Raw genomic sequence first — 11,003 nt, 5'->3', positions numbered from 1 at the left:
GGAGCAGTTCATTTGGCATCGATCGTTTTATGGTTAAGATGCCTTGTTTAATTTGTGTAGACACGCTCTAAGAGGACGGTTAAAAGAATAAATAGAATGATCCATATCTTTTTCTTACTCATCTTGTCTTCCTCCGTGATAAACCGAGATTATACTGTTCTCCAATAGAGGTATGGGTTTCGACCACGAAAAATTGTTTTATCTTCTACAGGTCACAGAACGTTGATATCCACAATAGAAGGAATAATAGTAATCAGCTACTCTTTTTCCTTCTATTATGGACAACATATAATTCGAAGAAGTCGGCACAAAAGCAATTCTACAGGAAGGATGAAATTCTTGGAGATTTTGATTTGGCAAACTTTCGAGCCTTATAAACTGAGAGATCGAGACGGTGTTTCCTCGTATAATAAAACTTACATTCAAGCACATTCTTTATACAAATCGAGTCTGTGGCCAAAGGAGCGCTTATAGTTAAAACTCAAATAGGTAACGGTATGAATCGGGGCTTTGTCAGTAACGAAGTTGCCCCGTAGTCAAGACAGTTTAGATCAGAGTTTGTACGTTCTTTGTAGGCAAGCTCTATTTGGCGTTCAGGTTGGAATAGCTTCGTTTGGAAATGCTGTTCCAAAGTCCTGCGTTCTTGAAACCCGCTTTTTCCGGTGAGAATACGGGGTCGAGTCCCTGTTTTTTCTGGTCTTCGTAGTCCTTTAAGACAGCGATAGCTTTTTTTCTTAGAAGGATCATTGCAATCAGGTTGATCCATGCGGAAAGTCCCACACCGATGTCCGCCATATTCCATGCCACATCGGAACTTCTTAAGCTTCCGAAGACAATCATAACCAACAGAAGCACCTTGAAGCCCATAGTGATCTGTTTGAAATACTTGCTGTTTTTAAACAGGTAGGCGACGTTACAGTCGCTGTATACTGCAAAGGAAAGCAGGGTGGTAAAAGCAAAGAAGAACATTGCCACAGCGATGAAGATCGATCCGAAGCCGGGGAAGACCGAGTCGATCGCAGCCTGTGTGTAAGCAGTTCCTTGAGCGACATCGGGAAGGTTGTTTACAAGAAGATCCCCTGCTGCATCCACGACGTTGTAACAGCCCGTTGACAGAATCATCAGTCCTGTTGCGGTACATACAAAGAGGGTATCCACGTAGACGGAGAAAGACTGAGCCAACCCCTGTTTTGCAGGGTGGGATACTTCTGCCGCCGCGGAAGCCTGTGCTCCCGAGCCCATGCCGGCTTCACTGGAATATACTCCACGTTTTACTCCCCACATAATTGTCTTGCCGTAAATTGCTCCGAACAAGGCTTCTTTTCCGAAAGCGGAACGGAAGATAAGAGCGAACATGGAAGGGATCTGTCTTGCATTGATCACGAGAATAATCAGAGCCAAGACGATGTAGACGATTGCCATGAACGGAACGATGTACTCCGCTACTTTTCCGATTCGTTTGAGACCTCCGAAGATGATGACGGCAAACAAAAAAGCCACTGACAGACCTACAATCGCGGGATTGATACCGAAGGCGTTCTTTGCCGCATCCGCAATGTTAAAAGCTTGGATGGTAGGTCCTGTCAAAGCGTTTGCAATAATACCCGCAATGGCAAACAGAACAGCCAGCCATTTTAAACCGGTTCCGTGCTCTATGTAGTAAGCGGGACCTCCGCGGTATTCGCCGTTGATCTCCTCTTTCCAAACCTGAGCCAAAGCGGATTCGGAAAAAGCACAGGCAGCGCCTACAAAGGCGATGACCCACATCCAAAAGATGGCTCCGGGTCCACCGAAATAGATGGCGGTTGCCACACCGGCGATATTTCCTACACCGATCCTTCCGCCTAAGGCCATTGCAAAACCTTGAAAGGATGAAATTCCATTTTCGGAATCTCCGCCACCGAGCAGGTTGCTTACCATATCTTTGAGCAACCTCGCTTGAGGTACCTTCATTGCAATCGTAAAATACAATCCCACTCCCAAGCACAGTAAAATCATTGGGGTACTCCATAGCCAACCGGCGATGGTTCCTGTTAATGTTGCCAGATCCATTTTTTCTCCTCCTTAAAATTAAACGAAATTTCATTTGCTTTCTTAATTTTAAGAGAGAGGTTCAAAAAAAATCAAAATCCTTCAAAAAAATCTCAAAAATCTTAGAAATATTTTTTCTGACAATTCTGTGTCGGGAAATTATTTCGAGGCGGAGATCTCTGTCAATTCTTTGTTTGATGTTGCTCCCATTCCCTTATTAAAGCGACCGAGAAATATAATATATCCTGTTGATAAACGAAACTCGTCAATACCCGGCTTTTATTGACAGGATCACCTAAGCGGAGTTTATTGAAGATCTTCAACGCACAGACTTTTATGCCGTCTGTCAAGTGAGGCCAAAAGTACAAGATGCCCTTGTAGGGCAGTTCTTACACTGCTTTTCAAATGAAATCCTGATTGAAGAAAGGGTATAAGGCACATAGGGAATCGACGAATATCATTACCGGATAATCGTATCATTCAAATAAGTCGTATCAATGATCAAAGTACAGAAATAAGGTGGGAATAAATTTATCTACGTTGACCTTTGCCGTTCCATTTCTTTTTCCGCGCAGAGCATCCATCTCCACCCGAATTTGGGAGAAGTCAAACAAGGTGTTGCTGTAGGCTTCAAAAGTCGGATTGGCATAGTCTTCAAGTCCCAGACTCGCCAGGTTGGTCATTCCCTTCTTTAAGGCGCGACGTATCCTTTGTCGTATGACTTTTTCGGAGACATCGATCTTCTTTCCATAGTCCGAAATTGTGTTTTTGTCGTACTCGCTTGAGTTGGAAATCAAAAATTCCATGATTCCGAGGATGTCGTTACTCCCTTTTTCTCCAATCATGCCGAGTTCGTTGAGGATCTTTTTGCAGACATCCATAGGAGTTTCGACCGAAGCTCTGCTTCTTGAAGGCTCTTCAAGAGGCTCATCCCCCATAATGGTTTTGATTTTTTTGAGAAGCCCTTCCATGCGAACCGCTTCTCTCACCTTTTCGATTACGCTTTTGACCTCTATGACATTGATGGGTTTGTGAATGAAGAATTCGATCCCATAGGAATAGGCATCGGAAATCAGCTGTTGGTCCGAAATTTGAGAGATCATAATAAAACGTTGACCGTGAGAATAACGACTGATTTCTTCAATTACAGTGAGACCGTCTTTTTCAGGCATCAAAAAATCGACCAGTACGATGTCCGGTTTTGAGCTCAGGACCTCCGAGGCTGCCGAGGTCGAATCGGTCGTATAGCCCACGACATCTCCGAGATCCGAGCTTTCGATAATATTTTTCAGGGTTTGGATAACCCCCATATCGTCGTCGATCAAAAAAAACTTCATCTCATCCTCCTGTCTTTGTTTCCATGTTTATTCTTAGTCGACACCATACAAGTATAAAATTCTTGTGTCCTGTAATACTATTGTCTATTAAACTTGTCCGGTCGAGAAGTTTCAATTCTACAATCGCTCAAAACATTTCCGGTAAATATATATTCTGTTTGCCTGATATGTTGAACGAAAAATAGTACAAAACGGGTATCGAGGAGCTGTCTTATCTTTGTGTAGTGCGGGTTCGATCGTTTTTTGAAATCAAAGGTTTTTTTCCGGGATGGAGACCTTAAACTCCGTAAATTTGCCGAAGACGGACTCGACTTCTATGCTTCCCTCGAAGAAGTCCACCATATCTTTGACAATGGGAAGACCCAGACCTCGGTTGATGTTTCCCGTCTTTTTGTCAAACTTTGTCGAGTAGCCGGGAAGGAAGATCATCTTCTGTTCCCGACTTGTCATTCCCCTTCCGTTATCTTTGATGGAAAAATAAATAGTTCCGTTTCCGCGATAGACATTCATCCGAATAGAAGGAGACTCCGATTCGACAGTTGCATCCACAGCATTTGAGAGTAGATTGCGTAGGATCGGGATCAGTTGATAATAGTTTTTGACGCCTACCTTTTTTGCATCGAAATGATAGCGGTTGCTGAATTCAATTTTTTTATCATTGAATCCTTCCTCCCCGAGAATATGGATGGATATCATATCAATAAGCTGTTCAACGCTGATAAAAGCACTCTGTTCTTTTTCATCAAAGAGGGTTTGGATTCCTTGAATCACCCGAATATACTCTTTTTTGATTTCGTGGATATCCTTGGCGATCTCGAGGGCGGTGCTTTTCCACTGTGCAAATTCCGGCTGCGTGTTCAAGCTTCGATAGAGATCGAAGGATTTTTTCATCACATCTTCAATATCCACAATACTCTTATTCATCATAAACAATTCCGACTGAAATACGGAATTCATCATAAGCAGGTTTTCATAGCGGCGTCGATCCTCCCTTTGCAGGATGAAATTTTCGGAAGAATTGATGACGGTAATAAGGATACAGGAAAGAAGTGTCCGAAAAACAGCCACAATCCAAAGATAGTACAGGGTATCCGGAATCGCACGAAAACCGTTTCTTAGCGAAATCTCAATCACGTTCGATACCCAATCGCAGAGGAAGACAACGAGGGCAAAACGCCGAAAGTCTCTTCCGCCGGATTTTAACTGGCGTCTGTGATAGAGAAGGTAATAGATCAGACTGTAGCTGAAATAAAATATGCACTCCGGATAGACTGTAGCCAAAGCGATGGAGAAGGTTTTTAGCTGTCGGAAGGTGATGATCGCCGCTCGGAAAAAAGGGGAGAAGAACGATGTCATCAAACAGATTTTTGTAATCGAGTGCTCTCGATACAGATAGAGGAAGATGGGGAAGATCACAACGGAAAAGGCAATGATAAAGCCGTTGGTAAAGGCATCGATATAAAATTGTGAGCCCGCCGCGATAAAAAAGGCGATGATCCATGCTTCCTTCCAGTCGTCGGAGGGAAGAAGGCCTCTTGAAGTTGTTCTTGAATATTGAAATTTGTTTTTCATAAGCGATCCTTGTCTTTTTGAAGATGAAAGGAAGTTAAACTTCCGCTGTACATTCCGGTCTTCCATACCCTCTCAAAGTCTTCCCGGGAGATAAGGACTGCATAAAAGCCCTCTCCCCAAACGCCTGTATTGAGCTCATCAAGGGTTGGAATCGGAAGTTTCTCTATAACATCGGAGTACAGATCCTTCATATGGTGGACCTTCCTGCTTGTAAACACTTCCATTGCTCTATGAGCAAACCGGCCCTCACTTAGGTCAACTTCATAAAAATATACCAAAGGCATATCAACAGATTCATACTCCATAAATACTTGTATATATTCCATAGACTCTTCCAAGGTCAACGTCCTCCATGATAAACCGAGATTTATTTAGTGCTTATCACACAAATTCCGATCAACGATAACAGCAGTCCTGATATCATTTGAATCATACCGACTTTTTTAGCATAAGATTCTGTTTTTCTGCCTGCCTTATGATCCTCTTCAAAGCCGTTGATCAAATCATACTGTTTTTTAAAGTAAATTAAATAGCCGAATAATGAAAAAGCCACTCCAACTGTTATCAGCATCATCTTTAATATTGTCATAAGTCCTCTCCTTACAACTTCAAATGGACAAGGTTACAAATCATAATATAGTCTTCTTCGTGTTCAAAAGCAACTTCAAAACCTACTTTTTTGTACATATACACTGCATAGTTCGCCTTTTGAACCGACAATGAAACCTGCTTGTATTCTTGCTCCTTCAAAGTCAAAAGAATTTGTTTCATAAGTTCGGTTCCAATACCCAGATTTCTATACTCCTTGAGAAGTGAAATAGAAAGGGACGGTGTTTCATCATCAATATGACCGTAATCATTTATTATACGAGTCCATACCGCTCCTACTACCCTTCCTTCAACTTCTGCAACATAACAGAGATCCTCTTTCTTGCCGAAATCCGCAACATATATTTGCAGATCCGGGTGTTTGATAATATCTTTCGATGGAGCTTGTACACCTTCGGGAATAAAAATAGCCTCGTATAGAAATGTATCCAACAGTTTGGTTTCATTGCGTTTTAATTCTCTTATGTTGTAATCCATGTTTGCCTCCGATTCGTATTCCGATGGTTATTTTTATAAATCGGCAGTAATTCCACATATACTCTACCTCCATACTTTGTAGGTTATCTCATAAAATTGTAATTTTTATACAGCAACCATCTACAAAAACTTCTTATCTTTCAACAAACTCATGGTTCAATAAAGGAATAATGTGGATCACCGGCTCCTCATAAGGATGATATGTTCGAATGATGTCAATCGCTTTTTGCACCTGATCATAAGGACAGCGAACCTCCAGTTTATATTCCTCGCCTCGCGAAATTTCGCCGGTCTTTCCCTCATAAGGATTGCTTCCTTCTCCCGGCATCCAAGTTCCATAGATCTTAGAATACGATGACACATAGGAATAGCGTCCTATCCTACAAGCACCTATTTCCGAAAGCTTCGAAAGTAAAGATTCCAAATAACTTTCGGGCATAAAAATTTCCAATTTGACCTGTTTCACGACTTTTCCTCCTTGTAGACTTTACTATACATAATCATAGGGAACTTTCTTTTTCATTTAGGGGGTATCTGAAAAGTCTTTAAGCGTTTCAAACAAGGCTTTGTAAAGCAGTTAAACACATTTATTCCATATGCTTTTCACTTTCATTTACTGGAATATGGCTAGTTTTTAAATCACCCTAATTTATTTCATGCTATTTTCTTTATAAATTTTTAATTTCCTTTTTTTGTAGTTTTATATTACCATAAACACTGACAGGTACAAAACTTTTTAAATCTCATGATTTTATTGAATAACATTTGAATTTGTAGTATTTGGATATTGTTCTATATGCTTGTTTTTTCATTGATATTATATAACTATTTTTAGTTTTCAGATACTCCATAAGTTTTATACTTTGTAAAAGATTGCGTAGATACACTCTAGTGTAACGGCACGTTGAAATTCACGGTAATTCTGACTTTGATATGAATTCTTTTTCTTTATAACCGAGATGAGAAATAAAGCTGAATATCAATATGTCAGTACACTAGTATAAAATCCTATTGGCAGGTATTCATATAGTTTTTTCTGATAATAGGGTAGCGTTGCGTTTCCAACCGAATTCATAAGAATGTTACTATTTTTTTCCTTGTATTTGTCCATATCGAAACTTTTAAGCAAATCCAAATGAATCCTTCACTCAAGGTTTAACTTGTAGCAATGAGCATCAAAGTATGTTTCTTCTCCCCATTTTCTGTAGCGAGTTTTCCTGTCTTCTGAAAAACCGAATTTACGAAGAAGTGCAATCGACGCAAGATTCACATCTGCCACCTCGCCGGTGATAGATTTTCCTCCTTCCGATCTGATCCGGTCAATCAGTGCATCGATCATTTCGGTTCCGAGCCCTTCTTTCCAATGCGATTTAGAAATACAATAGCCGATATCATAGTTCTCATTTTCAGGAAATGCACAACAAGTTCCAACCGGACTGCCATCTTCTTTCAAAACAGCAATCATATAATATCCGTCAGGATTGTCTTCCATCTCATCAATAGATTGAAGGTATTCTTCATCTTGATTTTCAAAGGCAGGATCAGACATATACATTCCATTTTCTTTGTCGCCCCAAAGAGACAGAGTAAAATCAGCATCCGACTTTTTCCAAGATCGTATCACAAGTCTTGGAGTTTCTATTATTTTATTAAGTAACATTTTATGAAAACCTCATTTCTCTTTCTATTATGTTTCTCTTGACATTGCGCCTCATCCATCTTTTCCAAATGTGAATTCAAAAGGTTCATTCTGAAAGTATCTTCCTTAAATAATCTATTTGAGTCGGAATCTTCATATTTTGAAGCAGCCCATTATCCAAGTTGTTTTGCGGCAATGACAAGTTTATATACCCGTCATTTCAAACGGAGAATAGTATTACATCTACAACTTCCGATTTATCGATATACTCCCTTACAATATATCTATTTTTTGAGTTTTGTTCAATATCTTTGCCAAACTTTATTGAGAAGAACGAGTGGAAGAGGTTGGGAGAGTGTGTTATCATAAAACACAAATGACACTTGACCTGCACTCGGGGAACAGGCTTATCCTTGTATTAAGGAGGTGGCGAAAATGCTTAGAAATGAAGTGGAAATGTTGACCGGACTGACGCGTAAGGCATTGGAATATTATGAAGACAAGGGGCTTTTTTGCACAAAGAGGGATGAAAACGGATACAGGCGATACAGCAGGGAGGATATCGACAGGATTAGGAGTATCGGGCTCTACAGAAGATTGGGACTTTCGGTAGAGGAGATCAAAGCGATCCTCCGTTCGGATACGAAGTCGATATTGGGTTCCATCGTACGTGAAAAACACTTGAAGAATGAGATCGAAAGGAAGAAGGAGGAGGCTCTGAGTGCTCTTTTGAGGGGAGAAGAACTCAATGTGATCGAAGACAGGTTGAAGAATATCGAACAGGAAGAAACCGTCTATCAAAAATTGACAAGGGTCTTTCCGGGATATTTCGGGCAGCTGTTCTTTTTCAACTACAAACCGTTTTTGTCCGACAAACTTGACGAGAAAGGGAAGGCAGCTTTTGACAGGTATGTGAAGTTTATGGATGGCCTGCCTCCGCTTTGTCTATCTAAAGAGGAGGTCGACTTTCTCGAAAAGGGAGCGGAGGGTATGGAAGTCGAGAATATGACGTTTTCCATCAACGAAAGGATCGGCGATTTAGAAGAGATTGAAGATTGGTGTGAGCAACATGACGAAGAGATCAGGACCTACCTTGAATTTCAAGAGAGTGACGAGTACAGAGATTCTCTTTGGTATTCGATAAAGAAAAAACTTGAGAATTATATGGCACAAATAAATTATTTTGAAATAGCTTTGCCTTTAATCAGGGAGTTTTCGCCGTCATATGATCGGTATTATAAAACGATATTGAAGGCAAATGAACACTTTGTTCAAAAATACAGGATAGAGAGGAGACGGTAGTAGGGTCGGTACCGAAAGTTATGAAGGATACCTATTTATGAAGGATCGGTGAAACCGTCGGCGATGTGAGCTGTATGCGGAGGAGTGTTTCAAAGGGGCGAGGGGATTTATGCTGTCAGCTCTTTGAAGCACAGGTGTTCATGGCTTGTGCTTTGCAAGGAACAAGGGAACGTCCTGTCATTTGCAATACTGTTATCTGTTTGAATTTCCGGGGTGTATAGCACTGCACTTCTTAAATCCATACGTTCTTCAGAGATGATATCGCTTCTTCGGACGGCTGTTTTGTCGGAGGATGGTATGCAATAACTACGTTCACACGCAATCAAGAACAGTATAACGATATCAATGATCGATGCAACAGATAATAAATCCCGTACAAATAAGGAGGCTTGCAACATAAGAACGGTTTATGTTGCAAGCCTCTTCTTGTCGGTTTTTTATTTCCCTGTTTTTTAGTATAGAACCCTTCGATCTTCCATGACAAGTTCTCCTTTTTTGTAAACCTGTTTTACCTGATTGACTCCGAAGTGGTAGAGCAGGTAGTCGAGGTTGGGAGCTTCGAAGACGGTGATATCGGCTTGTTTTCCTTCCTTGAGACTGCCGACTCTGTCAGCGACATCCAAGCAGTGTGCCGCGTTTATCGTTACGGCGTTGAACACTTCTACCGGTGTCATCCTCATGGCAAGACAGCCCAACTGCATGATGAGTTGAAGGTTTTCGGTCGGACAGCTTCCGGGGTTGAAGTCCGAAGAGAGGGCAAGGGCGAGGTTGTTGTCCATCATTTTTCGAGCGGGAGCATAGGAAGTCTTCATCAGGGAGAAGGTTGTTCCCGGAAGAAGGTTGGCGATGACTCCCGCCTCCGCCATGGCACGAATCCCTTCATCGGAAGCAGCCATCAGATGCTCGGCACTGTGTGTTGCAAGTTCTCCGGCGAGCTCCGCGCCGCCGATCGATTCGATTTCGTCCGCGTGCATTTTCAATTTCAGGCCGTGCTCTCTCGCTGCGGTCAATATCCTACGGGATTCTTCCACGCTGAACACTCCTTCTTCACAGAAGATATCGCAGAAGTCGGCAAGGTTCTCCTCGGCGACCTTCGGTATCATCTCGTTGATCAGAATGTCGATAAAGGTCTCGGGATTTTCCTTGTACTGAGAGGGTACGGCATGGGCTCCCATAAAGGTCGATACCACATCCATGGGATGGACCTCGTTGAGTTTTTTTGCAACGAGCATTTGCTTCTTCTCGGTCTCCCATTCAAGACCGTAACCGCTTTTTCCTTCTACGGTCGTAACGCCGTGGATCAGCATGGTATCCATATGTTTTTTCGACTTTTCGACAAGTTCGTCAAAGCTTGCGTTTCTTGTGGAGGTCACACTGCTCAGGATACCTCCGCCTGCCTTCAGGATCTCGATGTAGGGAACGCCGTTGAGCTTCATGGAGAACTCATTTTCCCTGCTTCCTCCGTGTACCAGGTGGGTGTGAGAATCGATCAGACCCGGGGTCGCAACACAACCTGCAAGATCGATGACCTCCGTGGACGAAGAGATCAGTTCGCCGGGAACTTCTCCTTCTCCGACGGCAAGGATGTTTCCATCCTTGATTGCAATATATCCGTCGTTTAAAATCACCGCCTCATCCATTTGTTTCCCTCTGAGGGGAGAGCCCGTATCATTAGGGCAAAAAATTTGGTTTAAGTGAACCAATACCTTATCCGCTGCCATAGTTTTTCCTCCAATATATCATAATAGGTTCATAAAAAATTCATAATTCTTTTACCATTATACCCTAATTATCCTTTTTAAACATCTATAAAACGTCAAGAGTAGCAATGAGTTTCCAAAGTGCCGGGAAGTCGGATATCTCTGTGTCGGATCGTTCTGTTTTTTTGAGAAGGAGACCGACGTCCGTAGAAAAACCGCGGTTTGTTTGGTATAATAAAAAATAAGAACGTAAGAAATTGGTGCTGTTCTCCGATTGAAACGGGGAAGAATCTCCCTGACAGAACACAAAAACGCGGTTCGGCACTATATGAGGTG

At 41.8% G+C, this 11,003-nt stretch carries 10 protein-coding genes; 1 reads left to right on the top strand and 9 read right to left on the bottom strand.

Annotated elements, in window-relative coordinates; translation table 11 throughout:
- Positions 1–582: 582 nt before the first annotated feature.
- From ACFO4R_RS09750 to ACFO4R_RS09715, 8 genes are all read right to left on the bottom strand, one after another.
- Positions 583–2,052: an alanine/glycine:cation symporter family protein gene (locus ACFO4R_RS09750; RefSeq protein WP_379788924.1), complete on the bottom strand. Its 1,470-nt coding sequence runs from the start codon at positions 2,050–2,052 to the stop codon at positions 583–585.
- A 473-nt stretch (positions 2,053–2,525) separates the two neighbouring features.
- Positions 2,526–3,368 carry a response regulator gene (locus ACFO4R_RS09745; protein ID WP_379788923.1) on the bottom strand — a complete coding sequence of 281 codons (843 nt, stop codon included), beginning with the start codon at positions 3,366–3,368 and terminating at the stop codon, positions 2,526–2,528.
- 249 nt (positions 3,369–3,617) lie between these two features.
- Positions 3,618–4,940, bottom strand: a complete 1,323-nt coding sequence (locus ACFO4R_RS09740) for an ATP-binding protein (RefSeq protein ID WP_379788922.1) — start codon at positions 4,938–4,940, stop codon at positions 3,618–3,620.
- Positions 4,937–5,266, bottom strand: a complete 330-nt coding sequence (locus ACFO4R_RS09735; protein ID WP_379788921.1) for a DUF6881 domain-containing protein — start codon at positions 5,264–5,266, stop codon at positions 4,937–4,939. The genes ACFO4R_RS09740 and ACFO4R_RS09735 overlap by 4 nt, the downstream gene beginning before the upstream one ends.
- Positions 5,267–5,307: 41 nt before the next feature.
- The gene (locus ACFO4R_RS09730) at positions 5,308–5,529 is read right to left on the bottom strand and encodes a DUF3784 domain-containing protein (RefSeq protein ID WP_379788919.1); all 222 of its coding nucleotides are present in this window, start codon (positions 5,527–5,529) and stop codon (positions 5,308–5,310) included.
- A gap of 11 nt (positions 5,530–5,540) precedes the next feature.
- Positions 5,541–6,026 (bottom strand): GNAT family N-acetyltransferase, encoded by a 486-nt coding sequence (locus ACFO4R_RS09725; RefSeq protein WP_379788918.1) that lies wholly within the window; start codon positions 6,024–6,026, stop codon positions 5,541–5,543.
- A gap of 133 nt (positions 6,027–6,159) precedes the next feature.
- A complete protein-coding gene (locus ACFO4R_RS09720) occupies positions 6,160–6,492 on the bottom strand; it encodes a YqfO family protein (RefSeq protein WP_379788917.1) in 333 nt (110 codons plus the stop codon).
- A gap of 678 nt (positions 6,493–7,170) precedes the next feature.
- The gene (locus tag ACFO4R_RS09715) at positions 7,171–7,686 is read right to left on the bottom strand and encodes a GNAT family N-acetyltransferase (RefSeq protein WP_379788916.1); all 516 of its coding nucleotides are present in this window, start codon (positions 7,684–7,686) and stop codon (positions 7,171–7,173) included.
- A gap of 414 nt (positions 7,687–8,100) precedes the next feature.
- Between ACFO4R_RS09715 and ACFO4R_RS09710 the strand changes: the two genes are divergently transcribed.
- Positions 8,101–8,967, top strand: coding sequence for a MerR family transcriptional regulator (locus tag ACFO4R_RS09710; protein WP_379788915.1), 867 nt, complete (start codon positions 8,101–8,103; stop codon positions 8,965–8,967).
- A 452-nt stretch (positions 8,968–9,419) separates the two neighbouring features.
- Here ACFO4R_RS09710 and hutI read toward each other — a convergent pair whose 3' ends face one another.
- Positions 9,420–10,688, bottom strand: coding sequence for an imidazolonepropionase (hutI, locus tag ACFO4R_RS09705; protein ID WP_379788914.1), 1,269 nt, complete (start codon positions 10,686–10,688; stop codon positions 9,420–9,422).
- Between the last annotated feature and the right edge of the window lie 315 nt (positions 10,689–11,003).

Origin of the sequence: Filifactor villosus, assembly GCF_042652965.1 — a bacterium.
GTDB lineage: Bacteria > Bacillota > Clostridia > Peptostreptococcales > Filifactoraceae > Filifactor > Filifactor villosus.
Note: the sequence above shows the minus strand (reverse complement) of the source record. Positions and strands in the feature narration are given on the sequence as shown.